Source organism: Sphingomonas sp. DC5200-1 (assembly GCF_049897245.1).
Lineage (GTDB): Bacteria > Pseudomonadota > Alphaproteobacteria > Sphingomonadales > Sphingomonadaceae > Sphingomonas > Sphingomonas aquatilis.
On record NZ_JAFCVW010000002.1, the window covers coordinates 95,598 to 118,215 of the forward strand.

Sequence of the window (22,618 nt, forward strand, 5' to 3'; positions counted from 1 at the left end):
ATTCGCGTATCCGGCCGTTGGAACGATTATGAACGCCGATGCGCATCCCGTCGAGAAAAGCCGTCAGGGCGACTATGTCGTCCGGCGCCCGCGCTCGACCGACGCACTCGGCCACAGCCTGCGCGGCGCTTTCGGTAGCTCCGACATGCCCGATGACTTCGCGGTGCTATTGAAGCGGATCGATCGCGCGACGCATTGATTCCCGCCAGCGGCGGGCTGCATCAACGCCCGCGGCTGAGCTCGTCGACTTCGCCCATGATCGTATCGAGCGCCGTCTTGTTGACGTCCTGCTCGTGCTCACGGCGCGACGGCAGCGTGCCATCGTTCAGGATCGTCTCCAGTGCCACACGCCCACGCGCGACGCGGCTCTTGATGGTGCCGACCGCGACCTGACAGATTTCGGCGGCTTCTTCATAAGCGAAACCGCCTGCACCAACGAGGATCAACGCCTCGCGCTGCGGCTGCGGCAGGTGGAGCAAGGCACGCTGCATGTCGCCCAGTTCGACGTGACGATCCTGACTTGCCGGCGCCGCCAGAATGCGGTCCGCGACCAGATCGTCCCACTCGCCCTTGAAGCGCGCACGCCGCATCTGCGACAAATATAGATTGCGCAGGATGATAAAGGTCCAAGCGCGCATGTTCGTGCCCGCCTGGAAGCGCTGACGCGCCGCCCATGCCTTCAGCAGCGTTTCCTGCACGAGATCGTCGGCGAGATCGCGGCTGCCCGACAACGAGCGACCGAAGGCGCGCAGATGCGGGATGACCTGCGCCAGCTGTTTCTTGAACTCGGGATCCGACAGCGCAACGTGTTCGACCGGCTCGACCACCGCATCGTCGTCATCGTCATACTGGTCGTCACGCGTAGCGGGCTGGGTCATGCAAATCCGTTCGAAGCCGGGGACAACATCGCCGCCTGTCTGGCGAAAATAGGTGTCTCTTCCGGCAAATACCAGTCGTGCGGCCGAAAAGCCTTGCGGTCAGCGCAAGATCAGAAAGGCGAATATGGCGATGACGAGCACCAGCGAAATGCCGAGCACATAGCGGGCAACTCCCGGAGTCGCGCCCGCACGGGCCTCGGTTGCGGTGACATGCACTGGTTCGTTCGGATCAGCCATGATCATCAAACCCCCGAAACCCGTTTTGGGTCCGTAACTTTTCGTCAATGCCTCACGGGCGGGCGGGACAGCGCCCGACCCCGCCCGCTATGTCGTCACGCAACCGCCGTCGGCACCGTCGCCTCGTCGAAGAACAGCGCCTGACTGATCGCCGCCTTCACCGTCGACCGCTGGAACGGCTTGGTGATGAGGAACGTCGGCTCGGGCCGCTCGCCGGTCAGCAGGCGCTCGGGGAAGGCCGTGATGAAGATCACCGGCACCTCGAACTCGGCAAGGATGTCCTTCACCGCGTCGATGCCGGAGCTGTCGTCGGCCAGCTGGATGTCCGCCAGCACGAGACCGGGGCGATCCTCCATCGCCAGCGCGACGGCTTCGTCGCGGGTGACGGCGACACCGGTCACCTCATGGCCCAGATCACGCACGATCGTCTCGATATCCATCGCGATGATCGGCTCGTCCTCGATGATCAGCACGCGCGCACGCGTCTGCTTCTCGATCTCGGCCAGCGCCTCGGCGACCAGCGTTTCCACCTCGCTGGTGTCGACTTCGATCAGATAGGCGGCGTCCTCGGGCGAGAAGCCTTCCATCGCGGTCAGCAGCAGCGCCTGTCGCGACAGCGGCGTCATGCGAGCGAGGCGCGCGCGCGCCACCGCTTCGGTGCCCTCGGCGTCGCTCTGCGAGGTCTGCGCTTCACCATCGGCATTGGCCGACGCCCAGATGCCCTGGAACATGCGATACAGGCCAAGCCGCGGATCGACGTCCCGCGGAAACTGGTCCGGCGCCGCAACGATCGCCTCCAGCGTCGCACGGACATATTTGTCGCCTTGATTCTGACTGCCGGTCAGGGCCCGGCCGTAGCGCCGCAGGAAAGGAAGGTGCGGTGCGAGTTGCTGTCCAAGCGACATGGGTCGTGTTCACTCCCTGAGATACTGAACGGGCACCCCATCTGAGCGGGCCCCCGTACCTTTACAACGGTGTTTGTCGAAGAACCCACCCGCCCCCTCGGACCTGCGGAATTTTCGCGCTGCAATGGAACCAACGAACGCGACTTTGGTTTCATCGCCACTTGAACGGCCAGACCGCACCTGCAAAGCGGGGCTGTTCGTGTGGCGTCGACTGCCCGGGTTCAGCCGGGTCACCAGGGGGACATGTTGGATTTGCCCGGCAACAAGGACAAGAAGGCGTCTTCCAAGAAGTCTCCTGCCAAGGTTCAGAGCAAGGATCGCGACATGGGCGCGGCCCTGCGCTCGGCCTATCAAAAGACGATCGAGGAACAGGTGCCTGACGAAATGCTCGACCTGCTGAACAAGCTCGCCTAGCAGGGGGCATGGCCTCCCAACCCGACGCAGCCTCTTTACCGCGCCGTACGGCGATGGCCCCCATGTTCATGCTGTCGCGCCTGCCGACCGGCGCCAAGCTCTTCATTACGCTCAGCGTTGCGCTGCTGCTGCTCGCCTTGATTGCGATCGGCGCGACATTGCAGACCGGCCGGACCGCCGACGCCGAGGCGCGCGCCCGGCTGCGCATCGCCGCCAACGAAAGTGCGCGCAGTATCGCCATCGAGCTTGTCGGCGACATGACCGCATTGCGCGTCGCCGTCACCGCGCTGCAGGCCGACGCCGGTGACGCGCCCAGCTGCGCCCGTGCGCAGGGGGTGTTCGCGCAGCAATCGACGATCGGCACGCGCTTCTCGATCGTCGATCGCAATGGCCGATTGCTGTGCGGCGAGCCCTTCGACGCCAATGTCGCGCTCGATACCAGCACGCCGGTCGGCGCAGCAATTGTACCCGACCGCGGCCTAATCCTGTCACTGCCGGGCTTGCGCCATGGCCCCTCGGCGCGCGTCTTCTTCCCCAAAGCCTTTCTGACGCAACTTGCGGCCCCCGGCACGCGGGCCATGCCGCTCGCGAGCGCGCTGGTGCATGACGACGAAACGCTGACCCTCTCGCGCATTCCTGACCTGGGCGCGTTCGATCGGGTCGAGACGGTGCAGACCGATCTGGGCCTCGGCGGCTTGGCGTTGCGCACCAGCATCCGCAGCGCGCCCATTACCTCGTCCTTCCTCGTGGCGCTGATGCTGCCGCTACTGATGTGGGCCGCGGCGGCAGGTCTGTCGTGGTTCATCGTCGACCGGCTGCTGATCCGGCCGCTGCGCGTGCTCCGCGCGAGTGTCGCTGCCTACACGCCCGGTGAGGTCATCGATCCGGGCAAGCTCGGCCCCTTGCCCGCGCAGGAGATCCGCGAACTTGGCGACACCTTCCGCGCGATCAGCCGCACGGTCGCGCTGCACGAGGCCGGCCTGGCGGAGGCGGTAGTACGCCAGACCAAGCTGACGCGCGAAGTCCACCATCGCGTGAAGAATAATCTTCAGGTCATTTCCAGCCTGATCAACTTCCACGCCCGCGGCGCACCCAGCCCCGATGCGACGGCAGCCTATGCCTCGATCCAGCGCCGCGTCGATGCGCTCGCCGTCGTCCACCGCAACCATTTCGCCGAGATGGAGGACAATCGCGGCCTTAACCTGCGATCGGTGATCGGCGAACTCGCCTCCAATATCCGCGCGACCGCACCGGAAGGGGCCACCAGCCTGTCTATCGTGCTGGATGTCGATCCCTACCTTGTGAACCAGGACGTCGCCGTCGCCGTTGCCTTCCTCGTCACCGAGACGATCGAACTGGCGATGAACTGCGATGCCGCCGCCCAGGTCCGGGTCGCAGTCAAACCCGGCGAGGACGATAAAAAGGCTAAGCTGCGCGTCGTCTCGCGCGCTTTCGTGGAAAGCGAACGCCTGGAGACGTTGCTGTCGACCCGCTACGGCCGCGTGATCGAAGGTCTGTCGCGACAGCTGCGCGCGCCCCTGCATCACGATCCGATGACCGGCGCCTATGAAATCGCGATCGCCGTGATGGGCCGCGATTGACGGCTTATCGACGATAAAGATTCGTAAAAATTCGCCGGCGGACGTGGAACCGCGGTCCGTCGGCCGGGTTATGCACTGCGGATCGTGACCTTATGCCCCCCGCTCTCGCGATCCACGACATAGGCCCGGAAGCATCCACCCTCCCCCCCCCCCGGTGATGCTTTCGGGCCTTACTCATTTCCAGCCGGAAAACTTTTGTCCCCCTGCCCGCTCAGTTGCGGAGCCGGAACGAATGGCCCGACCGATCATTGTTCTCGGGCTATCACGTTCAGGAGGTTTTATGCGCAAGGTTCTCGGTTTTGCGGTCGTCGCGGGCGCGCTCATGGTCAGCGCATGCAACACGGTGGAAGGCGTCGGCAAGGACGTCAGCTCGGCGGGCCAGACGGTCGCCAAGACGGCCGACAAGTCCAAGTAAGCCTTCGGGCTCAGCCTCACCCGGCTGCGCAGGGCCTTCGCTCCTCGATGAGCGGAGGCCCTTTTGTTATACCTCGACGATGTCGGTGCCGGTATCCTTGCTGCGGCGACGCTCGGTGAACCAGATACCGATGATGGCAAGTTCGTAGAGCAGGATCAGCGGCACCGCGAGCAACACCTGGCTCATCAGGTCGGGCGGCGTCAGCACCGCCGCGATCGCCGTTGCCGCGACGATGGCATAGCGGCGCGCGCCGATCAGCTGCTTGCGCGTCACAATGCCTGCGCGCTCCAGCAGCATCAACAATACCGGCAACAGGAAGGCGAGACCGAAGGCGAACAGAAACTGCATCACGAACGACAGGTAGTTACCGATGCCCGGCAATGCCTCCTGCTGCACGCCGCCGATATTTCCCTGGAAACCCAGCAGGAAATGCAGCGCCATCGGGATCGCCATATAATAAGCGAGCGCCGCGCCGGCGATGAACAGCACTGGTGTCGCGAGCAGGAACGGCAGCAGCGCGCGCTTCTCCTTGCGGTACAGGCCCGGCGCGACGAACTGCCACAGCTGGTTGGCGATCACCGGAAAGGCGATCATCATTGCCGCGAAGAAGGCGACCTTCACCTTGACGAAGAACGCTTCGAATATCTGCGTGTAGATCAGCGTCTTCTGCCCCACGGCCAACAGCGGCTGGACGAGGAAGGCGAAGATATTCTCGGCAAAGAAATAGCTGACGCCGAAGGCCAGTACGATCGCGACGATGCAATAGAGCAGGCGACGGCGCAGTTCGATCAGGTGATCGAGCAGGGGCGCGCGGCTGGCATCGATCTCGTCTTCCACGTCGCTCATGACGGCGTAACGTCGGACTGCTGGGCGGGCTTATGCTCGGGCGCCGGGGCAACCACCGGCTTTTCCACCATAACCGGCTCTGCCTCGTCGTGCTGGACCTCATGCTGCCCGGCAGGCGTCGGCGCGGGCGAGACACCCGCGGCCGCATCGGATTCCACATCGGAGGTCATCGGATGCTCCGCCATGATCCGCGCATTTTCGGCGGCCCAGCGCTTTTCCATTTCGGCAAGCTCCGCCTCACGGACCATATTGTCGAAGCCCTGCCGGAATTGGCGCGAGACGCCGCGCGCCTTGCCGACCCAATAGCCGACGACGCGCATCGCCTTTGGCAGGTCCTTCGGCCCGATCACGACAAGCGCCACGATCGCGACCAGCAGGAACTCGCTCGAATCGATGTTGAACATGGACGCCGAATACTATCGGGCGACGCGGATCAACGCTGTTCGTCGCGGATGCGGTTACCGTCGCGATCGAACGCAGGATCGGCGGTCTTCTGCGCCTCGATACGCGCAGCAGGCTTGGTGGCCGCGTCGTCGTCTTCGGCCATGCCCTTCTTGAAGTTCTTCACGCCCTTGGCGACGTCGCCCATCAGGTTCGAGAACCGCCCGCCACCGAGCAGCAGGATCGCGACGACGGCGAGGACGAGCAGATGGATCGGGCTGAAGCTGCCCATGGCATATCTCCTAGAATGCCCAACTATCTAGTCGCTCTCATCGTCCTTTGCCACCTCCAAAGCTTCCTCCAGTGCAAGATCGACAGGGTCGAGCAAACCGGCGGCGCGCAGGTCGTCGATGCCCGGTAGATCACGCCGGCTGGAAAGCCCGAAATGCGCGAGGAAACCGGGCGTCGTCGCGAACATCAGCGGTCGCCCCGGCACCTCGCGGCGACCCGCGGGGCGCACCCAGCCCGCCTCCATCAGCACGTCGAGCGTGCCCTTGGCGGTCTGCACGCCGCGGATCGCCTCGATCTCGGCGCGCGTGACGGGCTCGTGATAGGCGATGATCGCCAGCGTCTCGGTCGCGGCGCGGCTGAGGCGGCGCACCTCGTCGCGGTCGCGGCGCAGCAGATGCGCAAGATCGGGCGCGGTCTGGAAATGCCAGCGTCCACCGCGGTGGACGAGCGTGATGCCCCGCCCCGCATAATCCTGCTCCAGCCGGGCCAACGCCGCGCGCACGTCGATGCCGCCGACATGCGCACGGATCGTGTCGATTCCCAATGGTTCGGCGGCGGCGAACAGCAACGCCTCCACCGCCCGCGCGCCATCGTCCGGTGGCGTCATGTCAGCGCCCGAACGTAGAGCGGTGCGAAGGCGGCCTGCTGGCGCAATTCGACGCGCCCCTGCTTGGCGAGCTCCAGCGCTGCGAGGAACGACGAGGCGAGCGCCGACTTGTGCAACCGCCCCGACCCTTCTGGCAGGAAGCTTTCGAGCATCGACCAGTCGAGCCGCTCGCCGACGAGGCGCGCCACGCGCTCCAGCGCCGCCTCCAGCGTCATCACCTCGCGATCGGCGACGACATGCATCACGGGCCGCGTTCGCGCGCTCACACGACCGTAGGCGGCGATCAGATCATAGATCTCCGCCTGCCATTGCGCGTGCCGGATCGTGCGCAGCCCTTCCGGCGCGGCACGCACGAAAACGTCACGGCCCAGCCGGTCGCGCGCCATCAGCCGCGCGCCCGCCTCGCGCATCGCCTGCAACCGTTCGAGGCGCAGTTGCAGCCGCAGCGCCAGTTCCTCGGGATCCGCTTCGTCCTCCGCCTGGCGCGGCAGGAGCAGCGCGGATTTCAGATACGCCAGCCATGCCGCCATCACGAGGTAATCCGCCGCGACCTCCAGCTGCACCGACTGCCGTTGGTGGATGTAGCGCAGATATTGCTCGACCAGCGCTAGGATCGAAATGCTGCGCAGATCGACCTTTTGCGATCGCGCCAGCGTCAGCAACAGGTCGAGCGGCCCTTCCCAGCCCTCGAGGTCGAGCGTCAGCTGTTCGGGTTGCGCCACCGATCCGCCGTCAGGCCAGCGCGAGGAAGGCGTCGCGTCGTGCGATCAGCTCCGCGAAATCGCCCTCGGGCGCGCCGACGCTCGCCATTGCCGTGTCCAGCCGCGCCCGTGCCGAGTCGCTGATCGACCCCAGCCGCCCGGCGATCTCGACCATCTCGTCCATCCGCGCCCAGCAGTCGAGGACGAGGTCGCACCCCGCGGCGATCGCGCCTGCCGCCTTTTCACCTGCGGTGCCCGACAGCGCCTTCATGTCGATATCGTCGGTCATGAGTAGTCCGTCGAAGCCGATCATCCCGCGGATCACATCGTGGACGATGGTCGGGGAGAGCGTCGCCGGGCGCTCGGCATCCCAGGCCTCAAACACGATGTGCGAAGTCATGCCCATCGGCGCATGGCGCAGGGTACGGAACGGTTCGAGGTCCGCCTCCAGCGCCTCCGCCGACGCGCTGACCGTAGGGAGTAGATGGTGGCTGTCCACCACCGCGCGGCCATGGCCCGGCATGTGCTTCACGACGCCGACGACCCCACCGGCGGCCAGCCCCTCCAGCATCGCACGACCCAAGGCGGCGACCTGCATCGGCTCGGAGCCATAGGTCCGGCAGCTGATCGCCTCGGTCGTATCGGGCTGCGCGATGTCGAGGATCGGTGCGCAATCGACGGTGATGCCGACCTCAGCCAGCATCAGGCCTAGCGCTTGCCCGTTGGCGCGCATCGCCTGGATCGCCGACATGGGCGCGGTGTCGTACAATTTGGCGAAGGCCGGCCCGGCAGGGAAGGCCGGCCATTCAGGCGGCCCCATGCGCGCGACACGACCGCCTTCCTGATCGATCAGGATCGGCAAGCGATCGTTGCCCGACAGCGCCCGCAACGAATCGGTCAGCGCCAGCACCTGTTCGCGGGTCGCGATGTTGCGTTTGAAGAGGATGTAGCCGGCGGGCTCCGCCTCGGTGAAAAAGGCGCGTTCGTCGGGGGAGAGCTCTAGGCCGGCGATGCCGAATATGACGGGCTTCATGCCGGACCAGTTAGCGCGGACGCCGCCAATATGCGAGCGCCGCGCCACCGCATAACGCCTCAGCTGGCGACGAAGCAGCTTTCGCCGGCGACGCGCAGACGGCCGCAGATGTCCGCCGCCTGGTTGGCGCTGCCCGCGTTGACGCGCAGGCGGTACAGCGTGCGGCCGCCGATCGCGACCGACTGGACCGACTTGCCGAGCGGCGCGAGATAGCTGAACCGCTTCGAAAAGCCCGTCCATGCCGTGTTCGCCGCCGCCTCGCTGGGATAGGCCCCGAGCTGGACCAGCGAGCCGCTGGCCGCCGGGCCCGCCGCCGCGCTACGCTGCGCGCTCACCGGCTGTGCCGCGACAAGGCGACCGCCCGAGGCCGGCACCTGCGCCACCGCATTGGCACCGCCCGCGCCGCTGGGCTTGGCGGTCGGCGCGACGCGATGGCCGTCGATCGGCTTCTCCGGCACCGCGCTCAAGTCGATCGAGCCGTTGCCCGCCTTGCCGGCGCTGGTCGCGATGGCGGCATTGCCCTCGCCCTTCACCTTCAGGCCGCCGGGATCGTCGGGCTTGACCTTATAATCACCCTCCTGTGCGACGATCAGATCGCCGTCGGGGGTGGCGCGGTTCTGAAGCTTGTAGATGCCGAAGATGATCGCGGCGAGTACGGCCAGGCCCAGTACGACCAATGCGAGCACCTTGCCGATCGGCGCGCCGCGCTCCTCGTCCGGCTCGACCGTTTCGAGCCAGGGCAGCCGCTCCTCGTCCCGCAGGTCCAGACCGTCCGTCATCACTTCATCTCCGAAACCGCGACAACACCCATGATGCTGAGGCCATTACGAATAATCTGTGCGATGGCGCTCGCCAAGGCGAGACGCGCACGCGTGGCATCATGATCCTCGACCACCAGGAAACGCCGCTCCGGACGGTCGTTGCCGACGTTCCACAGGGCATGGAACGAAGCAGCTAAGTCATACAGATAAAACGCAATTCTGTGCGGCTCGCGTGCCGTCGCGGCGGTTTCCACGATACGCGGGAATTGCGCCGCCAGCTTCACCAGCGCCAGCTCTTCCGTATCAAGCCGGGACAGGTCGGCACCCTCGGCCGCGATCCCCGCTTCCTCGGCGCGGCGATGGAGCGAGGCGACGCGGGCGTGGGCATATTGGACGTAGAAGACCGGATTGTCCTTCGACGCCTCGACCACCTTGGCGAAATCGAAGTCCATCTGCGCGTCTGACCGGCGGGTCAGCATCGTGAAGCGGACGACGTCCTTGCCGACTTCGCGCACGACATCGGCGAGAGTCACGAAATTGCCCGCGCGCTTCGACATCTTCACCGGCTCGCCGCCGCGCAGGAGCCGCACCATCTGGACGAGCTTGACGTCGAAGCGCGTCTTGCCTTCGGTCAGCGCGGCGACGGCGGCCTGGATGCGCTTGACGGTGCCGGCATGGTCGGCGCCCCAAATGTCGATCAGCTGGTCGGCCGACTGGCTCTTCTGAAAATGATAGGCGAGGTCGGCGCCGAAGTACGTCCACTGGCCGTTCGACTTCTTGATCGGGCGGTCCTGATCGTCGCCGAATTGCGTCGAGCGGAACAGCGGCAGCTCGACCGGCTCCCAATCCTCGGGCGTTTCGCCCTTGGGGGCTTCGAGCACGCCGTCGTAAACCAGGTCGTGATCGCGCAGCCATGCTTCTGCGGCTTCGGGCTTGCCCGCCGCCTGCAATTCCGCCTCCGACGAGAACAGGTCGTGGTGGATGCCGAGGAGGGCGAGATCGTCCTTGATCATGACGAGCATCGCCGCGACCGCGCGGGTGCGGAACAGCGCGAGCCATTCGCCTTCCGGCGCCGACGCATAGCGGTCGCCAAATTCGTCGGCGAGCGCCTTGCCGACCGGGACCAGATAGTCGCCCGGATAGAGGCCTTCGGGGATCGCGCCGACGTCTTCGCCCAGCGCCTCGCGGTAGCGCAGGTGCGCCGAGCGGGCGAGCACGTCGACCTGGCCGCCGGCGTCGTTGACGTAATATTCGCGGATCACATCGTGCCCGGCGAATTCCAGCAGGCTGGCGAGCGCATCGCCGACCACCGCGCCGCGGCAATGGCCCATGTGCATCGGGCCAGTCGGGTTGGCCGAGACATATTCGACGTTGACGCGCACGCCCTTGCCGCTGGTCGAGCGGCCGTAATCGTCGCCCGCCGCCGCGATCTGGGTCAGTTCATCGCGCCACGCCGCGTCGGTCAGGCGCAGGTTGATGAAGCCGGGGCCTGCGACGGTCGCTTCGGCCACTTCGTCCAGCGTACCAAGTTCGGTCGCCAGCGCTTCGGCGAGCGCACGGGGGTTGGTCTTTGCGGGCTTAGCGAGCACCATCGCGGCGTTGGTCGCGAGGTCGCCATGCGTCACGTCGCGCGGCGGCTCGACCGTCACGTTGCGGCGGTCGAGATCGGCGGGCAACGTGCCCGCGGCGACCAGGGTATCGAGGGCCGCGGCGACATGCGCGGCAAAGCGGGTGTAAAGCGTCATGAGCGTCCGTTCGGCGAAAGCGCCGCGCTCTACCGCAAGACGGGGGTGGGTTCAAATCGCCCGGACATAGACAACATGAACACCTTGGGCGAAACGATCCGGGGTTATCGTTTGCGGTTGCGAGACAGTGAGAACGAGCCGTGTGAGACCATAGCCTGCGCTCGGGTAACGGCGTGGGCGATGAAGCAGAAACTTGCCCTGCAGGACAGAGCCGCTCGATTAAACTTCGTACTCAGCGGGTTACGCCACACACCCTCCCACACTCGATCAAACGCGCAGCAATCCGCCGATCGCCGCGGTGCGCTGGCTTGCCGGGAAGAGCGCGGTCATCGCGCGGGAGGGATCGACGGCAAAATGGTCCGCCACCGCGCCGCCGATCAGCGCGTCGAGCTGCGTGGTCGGTTTCAGGTCGCGCGCTTCGTACAGGTTGGCGGTGGCGAGGCCGGGCCAGTCAGCGAGCACGCGGCCGCCCTTTACCGCGCCGCCGAACAGCATCGTGGCGGTGCCCGTGCCGTGATCGGTGCCGCCGGTGCCGTTGACCGCGACGGTACGGCCGAATTCGGTCGCGACGAGGACCAACGTGTCATCCCACACCGGACCGAGCCCCGTCTGGAGTGCGGAGAGCATCGCATCGAGCCCCTTCAATTGCTGCGCCAGCCGACCGCGCTGGCCGGCGTGCGTGTCCCAGCCGCCGGTTTCGATCGTCGCGATCCGCGCACCATTCGCGGGGGCGAGCAGCCGCGCGGCGAGTGCGCCGGTGGCGGCGGCGTTGCGGCCATTGTCCTTGGCCAGATCGTCGGTCAGCGCGCGCGTCTGCATCGCCTCGCCCCACAGGCGGTGGAGCTGGTCGTCGCCGCGATAGAGCTGCGTCACCCGCGCCATCAGGTCACCGGACGCATCGGGCAGCGACGAGGGCGCGTAGCTGGCCACTTCGCGCGCGCCGCGCAGCGCCATCGGCACGGTGGCGGCGACGGCGATCGCCTTGGCATCGTCGGTCGGCACGATCCCGAGCAACCGGTTCATCCAGCCGTCCTTCAGCTGGTAGGCGCCGATGCCGCCCGTCTCCAACACGTTCTGCCCGTCGAAATGCGACCGATCGCGGTAGGGCGAGGCGACGGCGTGGGCGAACAGCGCCTGCCCCTTGCCGTACAGCGCCGCCGCGGTCGTCATCGCCGGGTGCAGCGCGAACATCGCGTCGAGCTTCGTACCGTTGGCGACATCGGCGGCGAGATCGCCACGCGCGCCGACGAAGGCCGGATCGCCGACCGCGCCGATCGTGCCCAGGCCATCAGCGGCGCCGCGCTGGATGATGAAGACGAAGCGCTTGGCCGTTGCCGCTTTTGCGAAGGCGATGCGGGGGGCGAAGGTGCCGAGCAGGCCGAGGCCGCTGCGGGCGAGGAAGGCACGACGGTCCATGGGATTACCTCCGCATCATTTCGGGCGAGACGAGCAGCAGCGCGAGAGCCTGAGTCGGGCTTTCGGCACGGGACAGCGCCTGGGCGGTCATCGGCGACAGCGCGGCGGGAAACAGCTGCGGCGCCAGCGCGCGGGCGTCGATCGAGGGCGGCGCCTTGGAGGCGAAACGCTGTGCCGCCTCCACCCGGCGCAGCACCGCGTCGGGGGCCGCCCAGCTGGCGGCGGTGTCGTCGTAACCGATCGGCTGACCCGGCTTCCACATGGGCTGGCCCAATTGGTCGAGCAGGCCCTGCATCGCCTTCGCCGGCACCTCCGTGACCCCGAGCGCGCGATAGCTGGAGACGCTCCATTCCCACGGTGTCTTGAACTTCGCGGGCGTCGCGGACCAGGCTTCTGGCGAAGCGATCAGTGCGCGATAAACCGTGGGCAGATCGCCGCGCGATGACAGGAACGCTTTTTCCAGCCGCGCGACCATCGCGGGGGGCGGATTATCACCGGCGAAATGGCGGGCGAGCTTGGTCGCGATATGGCGTGCGGTCGCGGGATGCACCGACAAATCGGTCAGGACCGCGGAGGCCTGCGCCTCGCCGTCCTGCCCGTACGCCTTGCCCATGATCGTCCGCGCGCCCGGTTGATGCACCTGGGGCACGAAGGCGAAGCTGCCCACCGGCCGATCGGCGACGAAGCGCGCCGCCGGGCCGCCGCCGATCCCGCCGACCGTCCAGCCGGTCATCGCGCGCGCGAATTCGGTCACGTCCGCCTGGGTATAGCCGGTGCGCACGCCGAGCGTGTGTAGCTCCATGATCTCGCGCGCGAGGTTTTCGTTGAGGCCGGAACGGCGGCGGCCCTTGGCGCGCAGCCCAAGCGGGCTGTCGGGACCGATCGATACCGCCTGATCGAGGTAGATCAGCATCGCCGGATGCCGCTCGACGGCGAACAGCATGTCGGCGAAGCGACCCATGACGTGCGGGCGGATCGCCTCATTCTCCAGCGTGCCGGCAAGGCCGATCAGTTCGAGCTTGTCGGCCGAAGTGGCGAAATGGTTCGACCAGAAATGCACCAGCCGTTCGGCGAAGGGCGTCGGCGTGGTGAGCGCAGAGGCGGTGCGCAGGCCGACGAGGTTGGTGTAATCGTCCTGCGCGAGTCGGCGGGCATCCTGTCGCGCGACCTGCTGCGCGCTGCGTTTTTCCTGCGCGGGCGATGGGGGTGCCATGATGGTGGCCGCCATGTTGGACGTCATCGGCATCATCGTCGACGCGGGTGACGGTGTCACGACCGCCGCCGGGGCGGGAGCGCCCTGCTTGGCCATCGCGGCCTGACGAATCGCCCGCTGTTCGGCTTGATAAGCGGCGATATCCTCCGCCACCGCGGCGCTGGTCGGGGCGGTGACCAGCACGGGCGTGGCGGGCTGATAGGCGTCGATCTGGTCAAGCAGCCAGCGTTTGGGATTGCCGGGCGGCTCCTGCCCCCGCGTGGCCCCCAGGCCGAACCGGTTCATCGCTACGGCAGCGTCCGACATCACGACTCACTCCACCTCGTAAGAATGGGCATAATCGAGGTTTGTCGCAGAAGTATGCCGATGGGATGGGCAATGGGACGTCACCCCAGCGCAGGCCCAGGCTGGGCTCCTTCGCGGCTCTTGCATCGTGCCGTCACCGGGAGATCCCAGCCAGCGCTGGGATGACGCGTCTAGATGACGGATGGGGTGTCCGACCTGCGCCTCAGAACCCTTCGGGCAGGTCGATGTCGCCGACCAGTTCGCGGTAGCGCGCGATGGCGTAGCGGTCGGTCATGCCGGCGATGAAGTCGGCGATGTGGCGGCTGCGGGCGGGCTCGTCCGCCGGCACGTCGGCGGCCCATTCGGGGCTCATCGTCGCCGGATCGTCGCGATAGGCAGCGAACAGGCCGCGGACGATGCCATGCGCGGCATCCGCCGTCGCGAGCTGGCGCGGGTGGTGATAGAGGTTGGCGTACATGAAGCGTTTGAGATCGCGCTCCTCCTCGCGCATCGCGGGCGAGAAGCCGCATAGCGCCTGCCCCGCTGCGCGCACATCGTCGACGGTGGCGACGCCCGACGCGGAGATGCGCCGGCGCGTTTCCTCGATCAGGTCGTTAACCATCGTGCCGATCTGGCTGCGCACCAGCTCATGCGCCAGCCGCCGCGGCGCGATGTCGGGGAAGCGGGCGCACGCCGCATCCCAGCCGCGCGCGACGATCGGCACCGCGAGCAGCTGGTCGAGCGTCAGCAGCCCGGCGCGCAGGCCGTCGTCGATGTCGTGGTTGTCGTAGGCGATATCGTCGGCGATCGCAGCGACCTGCGCCTCCAGGCTGGCGTGGCTCGTAAGGTCGAGCGGGAAGGCTGCGTCCGCCTCACGCAGCGCCCAGCCGGGATGGCGGACCGGGCCGTTGTGCTTGGCCAGCCCCTCCAGCATCTCCCACGTCAGGTTGAGGCCGTCGAAGCGCGGATAGGGCCGTTCGATATGCGTCAGCGTGCGCAGCGTGTGGCCGTTGTGATCGAAGCCGCCCGCGTCGGCAAGCGCCGCCTTCAGCGCATCCTCACCGGCATGGCCGAACGGCGGGTGGCCGATGTCATGTGCGAGGCATAGCGCCTCGGTCAGGTCCTCGTTGAGGCCGAGCACGCGCGCGATCGTGCGGCCGATCTGCGCGACCTCAAGGCTGTGCGTTAGGCGGACGCGGAAATGATCGCCATCGGGCGCCATGAACACCTGCGTCTTGTGGCGCAGGCGGCGGAAGCTGATCGAATGGATGATGCGGTCGCGGTCGCGCTGGAAATCGTCGCGGGGGCCGCGCGCCGTCCCCTCCCCTTCGGGATGGAGGCGGCCACGGCTGGCGGCGGGATGGGAAGCCCAGGGGGCGATGGCGGTCATGCCGCCGGCCTTACTTCGCCGACAGCCGCTCCACCACCTGTCCCGCGTCGCTGGTGAAGGTAAAGGCGCCGATCCCCTGCTTGGTCAGCTGGTTGACGAAGCTGCGCGCCTCCGCATCGGTCTTGAACGGGCCGGTCAGCACGCGGTTGGTGGCGCGCAGCGGCGTCTTCCAGCCGCTCTTGCCGACGAGCGCGGGTGCCTTGGCCTTGGCGGCGGCCCAGGCCTTGGGCAGATCGTCCTCGTTGGCGCCGCCCGCCACCTGTACCCAGATGCGCGACGGATTGGCGCGGGCGAGCTTCTTGGCCTCGGCGACTTCCTTGGCCTCGGCGAGTTTCTTCTCGGCCGCTTCCTTCTTGGCGGCGGCGGCTTTCTCGTCGGCGAGCTTCTTCGCGGCGAGCGCCTTCTTGTCGGCCAGCGCCTTGCGGTCAGCCGCGCGCTTGTCGGCGGCGGCCTTCAGGGCGAGCGCCTTTTCGGCGGCGGCGTCGCGTTCCTCCTTGGCCTTCGCCTCGGCGAGCACGCGCACGGCGGTGTCGTCGGCGGTGGCGGGGACGGGTGCGGCGCGGACCGGCTCGGTCACGCCCAATTCGGACGCCGGGATCGACAGGCTGGCGACGATGCGCGCGAGCACCGAGTCGCTATCGGGCTTGGCCGGGGGTACGGACACGATGGGCGTCGCGGTCGCGACTTCCGCCGGCCGGGTCGCGGGGAGCGGCTGCACGACCGCGGTCGCTGGCGTGGATGCCACCGTCGTGCTGGCGGCGGCCGGTCGGGCGGGCGTCGCCGTCGCGATCGCCGGATTGGCCGTCACCGGCGTCGGCGCGACCGCCGCCGTCGCCGTAACGACGGGCTGTTGCGGCGTGACGGTGGCGGCCGCCGGGTTCGCCGTAGCCGGTGCGGGCGTGACCACTGGGCGCGTGATCGCGCTGGCAATCGCGACATTCGCGGCGGACGCGGTGGTCGGGGTCGCCGACGGCACCGCGGGCGCGCGTGACGGCAAGGGCTGCACCATCGCCGTCGTGCTCGCCTGCGCAACGGGCGCGGGGTTTGCGGCGGCGGGCACCGGCTGGACGCGCGCGAGGGCCGCGGTCACCGCTTGATAGGACGGAGCGCTGGCGGGCGTGGCGACGGGCGGCGTGTTGGCCGCGAGCGCGACCGTCGGCTGCTTGGTCTCGCGTGTGGTCCGGCCGCGGCGCGTTTCGCGACCAGTGGGACGCGTCGGCGTCTGGACCGCGGCCAACGCCACCGGCGGCCGTTCGGGCGCGAGCTGCGGCAGGACGGGCGCGAGGCGGGCGTCGGCGATCCGTTCGGGCGAGGCGTGAACCTCACCGAAATGGACGGCAAAGGCGCGATCGGCAGGCGACAGCGCCGGCAGGCGCTGGAAGAAGGGCAGCAGCCCCTGCGCCATGCCCTGCGGCAGCATCGTCGTAACGATCTTTTCCGCGCCGGGCTGGTCGCCGGTCATCGCCAGCACGAAGGCGCGCGTCCGCCATGCGCTGCGATCCTGCTTGCGTACCAGGGGATCGAGCAGCTGCAAGGCCGCGTCACGCCGGCCGACGATGCCGAGCGACAAAGCGTAACGCTGGATGACCTCGTCATTCGCGCCGGCCTGCATGGCCAGCCGATAATCGCGCTGCGCCCGCTCCGGCTGGCCGATCAGATCGTAGGCGAGGCCGCGATCGCCGGCATAACGGCGCACGTCATATCCCGCCGCCTCGGCCTGCGCGAAATAGCGCAACGCCTCGCCTGGGCGTTCCGACCGGACCAGGATCGCGCCCTCGCCCGCCTTGATGCGGGGATCGTTCGGCGAGACCTTTTCGGCGCGCGCATAGAGCGACGCCGCGCCGCTGAGGTCGCCCAGCGACAGCGACAGGTCCGCCGCCGCGACCAGCGCGTTCAGATCGCGGGGATTGGCGGCGAGCGCCCGCATCTGCTCGGCGAGGCGATCCGCGTCGGTGGTGCCGGGCAGCGGCTGCACGACCTCCTGCGCCGGGGATGCGGCCGGGACGGATGCCAGCAGCAGGGCCGCGGACGCCAACAAAGCGGGGACGATGACACGCATGAGATACCATCACGCTAAAGCCGGAACCGGCTGAACCGGCAATGTCCGGCGCCCGGCGGCGCGGTGAAGCGAGACGCGCCGGCGACGAATGCGGGTTGGGTGGTTCGGAATGGGACGCGGTGGAGAGGTGCGGGAGGGGCGCTTGGTACTGGCATTGCCCGGGGCGCACGCATGACCGGTCGGGAGGCCGTGGCGTTTGCCTCAAGCACCACGTCACCCCGGACTCGGTCCGGGGTCCACTGTGCGGCGAGGGGATGGCTGGAGGCTCCAGCGTTGCCCTTGCGGCCCGGTGGACCCCGGAACAAGTCCGGGGTGACGGAGGAAACGGGGCGAGCGGCACCCGCCAATCGGTTACAGGGCTTTAGGACGTGAGCAGTCCGGACGATGCCCTTGCTTCACCTGCCGGTTGCGTGCGGCGTTGATGCAGCCGGTCGGAAGCCTTGCGAACCAACAGTTCGGGAACCCGCAGGGCTCGCCCCAAGTACCACGTCACCCCGGGACGAGTCCGGGGTGACGGGTTGGATGGGGCGAGCGGTCGCCCCGATGCAATTACTGGTTGTTCTGGCGGTGCAGGAAGCGCGGGAGGTCGAGCGGCTCCTTCGAATCGCCTTCGCTGTCGTCGCGCGCCGGGCCGCGGGCGGCGTTCGACATGCGTTCGAACAGCGTGCCGCCCAGCTTGACGCGCGGCTGCGGTGCGGCGTCGGCGGGGGCCGCGTCGCTGCCGGGCGCGATCCACGAGCGACGGCCGGCGGGGGCCTGAGCTGGCGCGGCAGGCTCTTCGCCATAGGTCTTGGGCGTCGGCGGGACCATCGTTTCGGCGCCCAGCACTAGTTCGTCGTCCGCGGCGGCAGGCGCGGAGGGCTGTACCGCTTGCGTCGGCTGGAGATCGAGCGGCGCAGGCTGCGGCGCGGGCTGGGCGGCCGGCGGCGCGGTGAACGACACCGACGGCGACGGCGCGGCCGCCGGAGCGGACGCGGGTTCCGGCGCGCTCACCGGAGCCGACGTAGTCGCGCTGGGCCGGAACGAGGTGCTGTCGTCGGTCTTGCGGCCCATGCCGAAGCTGAACGACTTGGTCGGTTCGGCCGCGGGGGCGGCGAGGCCGGACTTGGCGTCCGAATCGATGCCGGTCGCGACGACCGACACGCGGATGCGGCCTTCGAGCTCGGGGTTGAACGCCGAGCCCCAGATGATGTTCGCGTCGGGATCGACCAGATCGCGGATGTGGTTCGCCGCTTCGTCGACCTCGAGCAGACGCATGTCGTCGCCACCTGTAATCGAGATGATGACGCCTTTGGCTCCCTGCATGCTGACGCCGTCCAACAGCGGGTTTGCGATCGCCTTTTGCGCCGCCTCGAGCGCGCGGTTGTCGCCGGACGCTTCGCCGGTGCCCATCATCGCCTTGCCCATTTCCTGCATCACGCTGCGGACGTCGGCGAAGTCGAGGTTGATGAGGCCGGGCATGACCATGAGGTCGGTGATGCCGCGCACGCCCTGCTGCAGCACCTCGTCCGCCATCTCGAACGCTTCCTTGAAGGTCGTGTTCGCGTTGGCGATCAGGAAGAGGTTCTGGTTGGGGATGACGATCAGCGTGTCGACATACTTCTGCAGTTCCTCGATGCCGCCATCGGCGCTCTTGGCGCGACGGTTGCCTTCGAAGCTGAACGGCTTGGTGACGACGCCGACGGTCAGGATGCCCATGTCGCGCGCGGCCTTGGCGATGACGGGCGCGGCGCCGGTGCCGGTGCCGCCGCCCATGCCGGCCGCGATGAAGCACATGTGCGCGCCTTCCAGACGCTTGGCGAGATCGTCGATCGTCTCTTCCGCCGCAGCCCGGCCGATCTCCGGCCGCGAGCCGGCGCCCAACCCTTGCGTGATCTTCGCACCCAGCTGGATGCGCTGCGGCGCGATCGACGACTTCAGCGCCTGCGCGTCGGTGTTCGCGACCAGGAAGTCGACGCCCTGCACGTCGGCACGCATCATGTTGGCGATGGCGTTGCCACCCGCGCCGCCCACGCCGATCACGGCGATACGGGGGGTCAGTTCGTCGACCTCGGGAGTGATGAATTCGATGCTCATGGCCTAAACTTTCTCCGCCCCTGTCCGGAATTGCGCGCCGGGACCCTGATTAACCTTTTGCCTCAACGATTCACGCTCTTCCATAGGAAATCCGCGCGAAAGGTCATCGGCGCTTAATAATTTGCCCGCGCCGCCTGAATCAGCTTGCGGACCATGCCCATGCCACGCTGGCGATGAACGGTGGTTTGCTGGGGTGCCACCCCGCGCAGATCAATCGGATCCGACGCCGCATAGAAGGCAAGGCCCGCCAGCGTCGCGAACGCCGGCCCGCCATGCGCCTCCGGCAGCGCGGTCAGCCCGCGCGGCCGGCCGATACGCACCGAGCGGCCGAGCGCCTGCTGCGCATAATCGGCGATGCCCTTCAGCTCCGCACCGCCGCCGGTCAGCACGACCTGCCGCCCCACGGGCCCTTCAAATTTCAGCTGGGCGAGCGACTTGCGGATCTCGTCCATCTGATGCTCCAGCCGCTGGCGGACGACGCCGATCAGCTGCGCCTTGGTGATCTGCATGCCGCCGTGGACATCATCTTCGGCGGCGATCGGCATCACCGGGATCATCTCGTGATTGTCACGCGGGGAGGCATTGGCCGAACCGTGGAAGCACTTCATCCGCTCCGCCTGCGCGCGGCGAGTGCCGAAGGCGCTGGCGATATCGTCGGTGATGTCCTGCCCACCCATCGGGATCGAGCACAGGCCGACCAGCATGCCGCCGGCGAACAGCGACACGTTGGTGATCCCCGCCCCCATTTCGACCAGCGCAACGCCCAGCTCGCGCTCTTCGTCACTGAGGCAGGCAAGGCCTGTCGCGACCGGCGCGGCGATGATCGACTTCACTTCCAGATGCGCCGAGCGGACGCACAGATCGAGGTTGCGCACCGGCGACCCGTCCGCGGCGACGACGTGGATGTGGACGCCGAGGCGATCGGCGTGGAGCCCCAGCGGCTTCTTCACGCCGGTGAGGCCGTCGAGCGTGTACAGCGCGGGCTGCGCGTGCAGCACCATCCGCCCCTGCGGATCGATCGAATTGCGCCCCGCCGCGAGCAAGGCGTCGATATCCTGCTGTTCGACGCGATGGCCGCCCAGTTCGAACTCGACCTCAGCGACGTCGCTGACGAGGCCGCCGGCGGAGAAGCCGACCCAGACGTTCTCGATATTGATGCCGGCGATGCGTTCGGCCTGCTCCACCGCCTCGCGCACCGCGGCTTCGGTGGCGCCCATGTCGGCGATATAGCCGCGCTTGACGCCGCGGCTTTCGCGCTGGCCGGTGCCGAGCACGATCAATTCGCCGCCGTCGCCCTTTTGCGCGATCATCGCCGACACCTTGGACGAGCCGATGTCGAGCGCGGTGATGAGTCCTTCCGGTGCTGCTTTCGCCATTATCCCTCGGCCCCCGTGTGCGCGTCTGCCGCGTGTCGATCGCCGGTGTTTCCCGCACCGGTATCGGTCTGTGTACCCGCCGGCGCCGCGATCTCACTGGGATCGGGCACGTCATGCGCCATGCTGGCGCCGGGCTTGCGCGCGACGAGCTTGCTCGGATCGCGCATGTCGAACCGCATCCAGCCGCGCCCCAAAAGAGGCCGCGCGCCGTCGAGTTCGGCGAATTTGAGCAAAGCTGCGGGCGCGCCGTCTTCGGGCAGCGCCAGCGTCTCGCCGCTGTCGAAGGTCAGGTCCCAGCGGCGGTTGCCGATCCAGGTCGCCGCCTTGACGCGAGGCTTGAGCGCAGGGGCCGCGGCGAGCAGCGCCTGATAGCCTGCCTCCTGCCGGTCCGCGCCGGGGCCGATCACCAGCGGCAAATCAGGGATCGCATCCGGCTTCACCGGTTCCAGCAGCACGCCGTCCTTGTCGATTAACGTCAGCTGGCCGTTGTCCTGCCACACCGCCGCCGGGCTGCGCTCGACGATGTCGATCAGCAGCGTGTCGGGCAGCCGGCGCGAGACGTGTGCGTCGGCGATCCAGCCGTAGCGCAGCAGCTTCTGGCGCACCGCCTCCAGATCGACGAGCGGCATCGCGCGGCTCTGCTGGTCGAGCGCGACGGCATAGACGCTCATCCGGTCCATGCGCTTGAGGCCGGTTACCTCGATCTGCTCGACGCGGAAGCCCGCCTGCCCCGCGCCTTCGGCGATAGCGGTGCCGATCATGCCGGGGATGCCGATCCAGGTCAGCGCGGCGAGCGCCACGGCGATGCCGCCGCCGGTGATCGTCCACGTCGCCGCCTTGCGGATCGTCTCCTCGCTGACCGGCAGCGCGGCGATCGCACGCTCGAACAGCCCGACCTTACGGACGGGCTGTTTGCGCCGGGCAGCGGGGCGCTTGGGCGGCGGGCCGCGCTTGATCGTGCGGCTCATCCCACCGCAGCCTTCGCGTCGGCGAGCGCCTCGTCGACGATCGCCTGGACGAGCTGTTCGTAGCTCATGCCGATGTGGCGCGCCTGTTCGGGGACGAGGCTCAAGGGCGTCATGCCGGGCTGGGTGTTGACCTCAAGCAGGAACAGGCCGTCGACCCCGCGCTCGTCATCCCAGCGGAAGTCGGAGCGGCTGGCGCCCTTGCACCCCAGCAGGCGATGCGCCTCGAGCGCGAGCCGCTTGCAGGCGTCGGCGATCTCGTCGGGGATGTCGGCAGGGCAGACGTGTTCGGTCAGGCCATCAGTGTATTTGGCGTCGAAATCGTACCAGCCGGTCTTGGGCTTCAATTCGGTGACGCCCAGCGCGCGGTCGCCCAGCACGGCGGTCGTCAGCTCGCGGCCGCGGACATAGGGTTCGGCGAGCAGTTCGTCGAACTCGGCCCAAGGTCCCGCCACGTCGCGGCCGATCGGGTTGCCGTAATTGCCGTCATCGGTGACGATCGCGACGCCGACCGACGAACCTTCGTTGATCGGCTTGAGGACATAGGGGCGCTGCAACGGATCGCGCTCGTGGATGTCGGCGGACTTGACGATCCGGCCGCCCGGCATGGGGATGCCGGCGGGGACGAGCACCTGCTTGGTCATCACCTTGTCGATCGCGATGACCGAGGTGGCGAGGCCCGAATGGGTATAGGGGATGCCCATCAGGTCGAGCATGCCCTGCACGCTGCCGTCCTCGCCCGGCGAACCGTGCAGCGCGTTGAAGACGAGATCGGGCTGCGCCGCGGCAAGGCGCGCGGCGACGTCGCGGCCCATGTCGATCCGCGTGACGCGGTGGCCGTTCGCCTCGAGCGCATCGGCGCAACCGTTGCCCGACAGGAGCGATACGGGGCGTTCGGCGGACCAGCCGCCCATGAGAACCGCGATGTGCATCAATTCCTCCCCCGCAAGGGGGAGGTGGCATGCGCAGCATGACGGAGGGGGAGGACACGGAACAGCGGAGAGGACACTGCCGTCCTCCCCC

Annotated in this window: 23 protein-coding genes; 4 read left to right on the forward strand and 19 right to left on the reverse strand. The window is 67.9% G+C overall.

All coding sequences use genetic code 11. The features are described 5' to 3' along the window. The first annotated feature begins 28 nt into the window (after positions 1 to 28). The gene (locus tag ACP7A3_RS03770) at positions 29 to 199 is read left to right on the forward strand and encodes a hypothetical protein (protein WP_426255280.1); all 171 of its coding nucleotides are present in this window, start codon (positions 29 to 31) and stop codon (positions 197 to 199) included. A 22-nt stretch (positions 200 to 221) separates the two neighbouring features. Here the strand turns inward: ACP7A3_RS03770 and ACP7A3_RS03775 are convergent, their stop codons facing one another. From ACP7A3_RS03775 to ACP7A3_RS03785, 3 genes are all read right to left on the reverse strand, one after another. After that, on the reverse strand, positions 222 to 878 hold the full coding sequence (locus tag ACP7A3_RS03775) for a sigma-70 family RNA polymerase sigma factor (RefSeq protein ID WP_017979558.1): 657 nt from the start codon (positions 876 to 878) through the stop codon (positions 222 to 224). A 99-nt stretch (positions 879 to 977) separates the two neighbouring features. Beyond that, entirely contained in the window at positions 978 to 1,115 is a 138-nt protein-coding gene (locus tag ACP7A3_RS03780) for a hypothetical protein (RefSeq protein WP_024310409.1), read from the reverse strand. 95 nt (positions 1,116 to 1,210) lie between these two features. Next, complete coding sequence (locus ACP7A3_RS03785) at positions 1,211 to 2,020, reverse strand: response regulator (protein WP_043060725.1); 810 nt, start codon at positions 2,018 to 2,020, stop codon at positions 1,211 to 1,213. Positions 2,021 to 2,263: 243 nt separating this feature from the next. Here ACP7A3_RS03785 and ACP7A3_RS03790 point away from each other — a divergent pair, with 243 nt between their 5' ends. The 3 genes from ACP7A3_RS03790 (at position 2,264) to ACP7A3_RS03800 (ending at position 4,450) form a co-directional block, all read left to right on the forward strand. After that, positions 2,264 to 2,434 (forward strand): NepR family anti-sigma factor, encoded by a 171-nt coding sequence (locus tag ACP7A3_RS03790; protein ID WP_017979561.1) that lies wholly within the window; start codon positions 2,264 to 2,266, stop codon positions 2,432 to 2,434. A gap of 62 nt (positions 2,435 to 2,496) precedes the next feature. Then, complete coding sequence (locus ACP7A3_RS03795; RefSeq protein ID WP_426255349.1) at positions 2,497 to 4,035, forward strand: sensor histidine kinase; 1,539 nt, start codon at positions 2,497 to 2,499, stop codon at positions 4,033 to 4,035. Positions 4,036 to 4,315: 280 nt separating this feature from the next. Next, on the forward strand, positions 4,316 to 4,450 hold the full coding sequence (locus ACP7A3_RS03800) for an entericidin A/B family lipoprotein (RefSeq protein WP_017979563.1): 135 nt from the start codon (positions 4,316 to 4,318) through the stop codon (positions 4,448 to 4,450). A gap of 66 nt (positions 4,451 to 4,516) precedes the next feature. On the opposite strand, the gene tatC is transcribed toward ACP7A3_RS03800, so the two are convergent. The 16 genes from tatC to ACP7A3_RS03880 form a co-directional block, all read right to left on the reverse strand. Then, positions 4,517 to 5,296, reverse strand: coding sequence for a twin-arginine translocase subunit TatC (tatC, locus tag ACP7A3_RS03805; RefSeq protein ID WP_426255279.1), 780 nt, complete (start codon positions 5,294 to 5,296; stop codon positions 4,517 to 4,519). Then, positions 5,293 to 5,700, reverse strand: a complete 408-nt coding sequence (gene tatB, locus ACP7A3_RS03810; RefSeq protein WP_426255278.1) for a Sec-independent protein translocase protein TatB — start codon at positions 5,698 to 5,700, stop codon at positions 5,293 to 5,295. The genes tatC and tatB overlap by 4 nt, the downstream gene beginning before the upstream one ends. A gap of 29 nt (positions 5,701 to 5,729) precedes the next feature. Continuing rightward, positions 5,730 to 5,969: a Sec-independent protein translocase subunit TatA gene (locus tag ACP7A3_RS03815; RefSeq protein ID WP_063685790.1), complete on the reverse strand. Its 240-nt coding sequence runs from the start codon at positions 5,967 to 5,969 to the stop codon at positions 5,730 to 5,732. A gap of 27 nt (positions 5,970 to 5,996) precedes the next feature. Then, positions 5,997 to 6,575 (reverse strand): SMC-Scp complex subunit ScpB, encoded by a 579-nt coding sequence (gene scpB / locus ACP7A3_RS03820; protein ID WP_426255277.1) that lies wholly within the window; start codon positions 6,573 to 6,575, stop codon positions 5,997 to 5,999. Then, positions 6,572 to 7,297 (reverse strand): segregation and condensation protein A, encoded by a 726-nt coding sequence (locus ACP7A3_RS03825; RefSeq protein WP_426255276.1) that lies wholly within the window; start codon positions 7,295 to 7,297, stop codon positions 6,572 to 6,574. The genes scpB and ACP7A3_RS03825 overlap by 4 nt, the downstream gene beginning before the upstream one ends. A 10-nt stretch (positions 7,298 to 7,307) precedes the next feature. Continuing rightward, entirely contained in the window at positions 7,308 to 8,309 is a 1,002-nt protein-coding gene (locus ACP7A3_RS03830; protein WP_426255275.1) for a glycoside hydrolase family 3 N-terminal domain-containing protein, read from the reverse strand. A gap of 59 nt (positions 8,310 to 8,368) precedes the next feature. Beyond that, the gene (locus ACP7A3_RS03835) at positions 8,369 to 9,088 is read right to left on the reverse strand and encodes an SPOR domain-containing protein (protein WP_426255274.1); all 720 of its coding nucleotides are present in this window, start codon (positions 9,086 to 9,088) and stop codon (positions 8,369 to 8,371) included. Next, entirely contained in the window at positions 9,088 to 10,815 is a 1,728-nt protein-coding gene (gene argS / locus ACP7A3_RS03840; RefSeq protein WP_426255273.1) for an arginine--tRNA ligase, read from the reverse strand. The genes ACP7A3_RS03835 and argS overlap by 1 nt, the downstream gene beginning before the upstream one ends. Before the next feature lie 267 nt (positions 10,816 to 11,082). Further along, complete coding sequence (locus ACP7A3_RS03845) at positions 11,083 to 12,231, reverse strand: DUF1501 domain-containing protein (protein WP_426255272.1); 1,149 nt, start codon at positions 12,229 to 12,231, stop codon at positions 11,083 to 11,085. Positions 12,232 to 12,235: 4 nt separating this feature from the next. Next, positions 12,236 to 13,750, reverse strand: a complete 1,515-nt coding sequence (locus tag ACP7A3_RS03850) for a DUF1800 domain-containing protein (protein WP_426255348.1) — start codon at positions 13,748 to 13,750, stop codon at positions 12,236 to 12,238. 202 nt (positions 13,751 to 13,952) lie between these two features. Next, on the reverse strand, positions 13,953 to 15,119 hold the full coding sequence (locus tag ACP7A3_RS03855) for a deoxyguanosinetriphosphate triphosphohydrolase (RefSeq protein WP_426255271.1): 1,167 nt from the start codon (positions 15,117 to 15,119) through the stop codon (positions 13,953 to 13,955). A 10-nt stretch (positions 15,120 to 15,129) separates the two neighbouring features. After that, the gene (locus ACP7A3_RS03860) at positions 15,130 to 17,178 is read right to left on the reverse strand and encodes an SPOR domain-containing protein (protein ID WP_426255270.1); all 2,049 of its coding nucleotides are present in this window, start codon (positions 17,176 to 17,178) and stop codon (positions 15,130 to 15,132) included. A gap of 549 nt (positions 17,179 to 17,727) precedes the next feature. Next, positions 17,728 to 19,254, reverse strand: a complete 1,527-nt coding sequence (ftsZ, locus tag ACP7A3_RS03865; protein WP_426255269.1) for a cell division protein FtsZ — start codon at positions 19,252 to 19,254, stop codon at positions 17,728 to 17,730. Positions 19,255 to 19,367: 113 nt separating this feature from the next. Beyond that, positions 19,368 to 20,630, reverse strand: a complete 1,263-nt coding sequence (gene ftsA, locus ACP7A3_RS03870; RefSeq protein WP_426255268.1) for a cell division protein FtsA — start codon at positions 20,628 to 20,630, stop codon at positions 19,368 to 19,370. Continuing rightward, positions 20,630 to 21,598, reverse strand: a complete 969-nt coding sequence (locus ACP7A3_RS03875) for a cell division protein FtsQ/DivIB (RefSeq protein ID WP_017979578.1) — start codon at positions 21,596 to 21,598, stop codon at positions 20,630 to 20,632. Before ACP7A3_RS03875 ends, ftsA begins: the two co-directional genes overlap by 1 nt. Further along, positions 21,595 to 22,527 (reverse strand): D-alanine--D-alanine ligase, encoded by a 933-nt coding sequence (locus ACP7A3_RS03880; protein WP_426255267.1) that lies wholly within the window; start codon positions 22,525 to 22,527, stop codon positions 21,595 to 21,597. The genes ACP7A3_RS03875 and ACP7A3_RS03880 overlap by 4 nt, the downstream gene beginning before the upstream one ends. Positions 22,528 to 22,618: the final 91 nt, after the last annotated feature.

Excerpts from the sequence above, each read along its gene's own strand:
- ACP7A3_RS03835 (WP_426255274.1), bottom strand. The coding sequence starts at position 9,088 with ATGACGGACGGTCTGGACCTGCGGGACGAGGAGCGGCTGCCCTGGCTC.
- tatC (WP_426255279.1), bottom strand. The coding sequence starts at position 5,296 with ATGAGCGACGTGGAAGACGAGATCGATGCCAGCCGCGCGCCCCTGCTC.
- ACP7A3_RS03855 (WP_426255271.1), bottom strand. The coding sequence starts at position 15,119 with ATGACCGCCATCGCCCCCTGGGCTTCCCATCCCGCCGCCAGCCGTGGC.
- ACP7A3_RS03775 (WP_017979558.1), bottom strand. The coding sequence starts at position 878 with ATGACCCAGCCCGCTACGCGTGACGACCAGTATGACGATGACGACGAT.
- ACP7A3_RS03815 (WP_063685790.1), bottom strand. The coding sequence starts at position 5,969 with ATGGGCAGCTTCAGCCCGATCCATCTGCTCGTCCTCGCCGTCGTCGCG.
- ftsA (WP_426255268.1), bottom strand. The coding sequence starts at position 20,630 with ATGGCGAAAGCAGCACCGGAAGGACTCATCACCGCGCTCGACATCGGC.
- ftsZ (WP_426255269.1), bottom strand. The coding sequence starts at position 19,254 with ATGAGCATCGAATTCATCACTCCCGAGGTCGACGAACTGACCCCCCGT.
- scpB (WP_426255277.1), bottom strand. The coding sequence starts at position 6,575 with ATGACGCCACCGGACGATGGCGCGCGGGCGGTGGAGGCGTTGCTGTTC.
- ACP7A3_RS03875 (WP_017979578.1), bottom strand. The coding sequence starts at position 21,598 with ATGAGCCGCACGATCAAGCGCGGCCCGCCGCCCAAGCGCCCCGCTGCC.
- ACP7A3_RS03880 (WP_426255267.1), bottom strand. The coding sequence starts at position 22,527 with ATGCACATCGCGGTTCTCATGGGCGGCTGGTCCGCCGAACGCCCCGTA.
- ACP7A3_RS03770 (WP_426255280.1), top strand. The coding sequence starts at position 29 with ATGAACGCCGATGCGCATCCCGTCGAGAAAAGCCGTCAGGGCGACTAT.
- ACP7A3_RS03785 (WP_043060725.1), bottom strand. The coding sequence starts at position 2,020 with ATGTCGCTTGGACAGCAACTCGCACCGCACCTTCCTTTCCTGCGGCGC.
- ACP7A3_RS03780 (WP_024310409.1), bottom strand. The coding sequence starts at position 1,115 with ATGGCTGATCCGAACGAACCAGTGCATGTCACCGCAACCGAGGCCCGT.
- ACP7A3_RS03830 (WP_426255275.1), bottom strand. The coding sequence starts at position 8,309 with ATGAAGCCCGTCATATTCGGCATCGCCGGCCTAGAGCTCTCCCCCGAC.
- tatB (WP_426255278.1), bottom strand. The coding sequence starts at position 5,700 with ATGTTCAACATCGATTCGAGCGAGTTCCTGCTGGTCGCGATCGTGGCG.
- ACP7A3_RS03860 (WP_426255270.1), bottom strand. The coding sequence starts at position 17,178 with ATGCGTGTCATCGTCCCCGCTTTGTTGGCGTCCGCGGCCCTGCTGCTG.
- ACP7A3_RS03800 (WP_017979563.1), top strand. The coding sequence starts at position 4,316 with ATGCGCAAGGTTCTCGGTTTTGCGGTCGTCGCGGGCGCGCTCATGGTC.
- ACP7A3_RS03850 (WP_426255348.1), bottom strand. The coding sequence starts at position 13,750 with ATGTCGGACGCTGCCGTAGCGATGAACCGGTTCGGCCTGGGGGCCACG.
- ACP7A3_RS03845 (WP_426255272.1), bottom strand. The coding sequence starts at position 12,231 with ATGGACCGTCGTGCCTTCCTCGCCCGCAGCGGCCTCGGCCTGCTCGGC.
- argS (WP_426255273.1), bottom strand. The coding sequence starts at position 10,815 with ATGACGCTTTACACCCGCTTTGCCGCGCATGTCGCCGCGGCCCTCGAT.
- ACP7A3_RS03790 (WP_017979561.1), top strand. The coding sequence starts at position 2,264 with ATGTTGGATTTGCCCGGCAACAAGGACAAGAAGGCGTCTTCCAAGAAG.
- ACP7A3_RS03795 (WP_426255349.1), top strand. The coding sequence starts at position 2,497 with ATGTTCATGCTGTCGCGCCTGCCGACCGGCGCCAAGCTCTTCATTACG.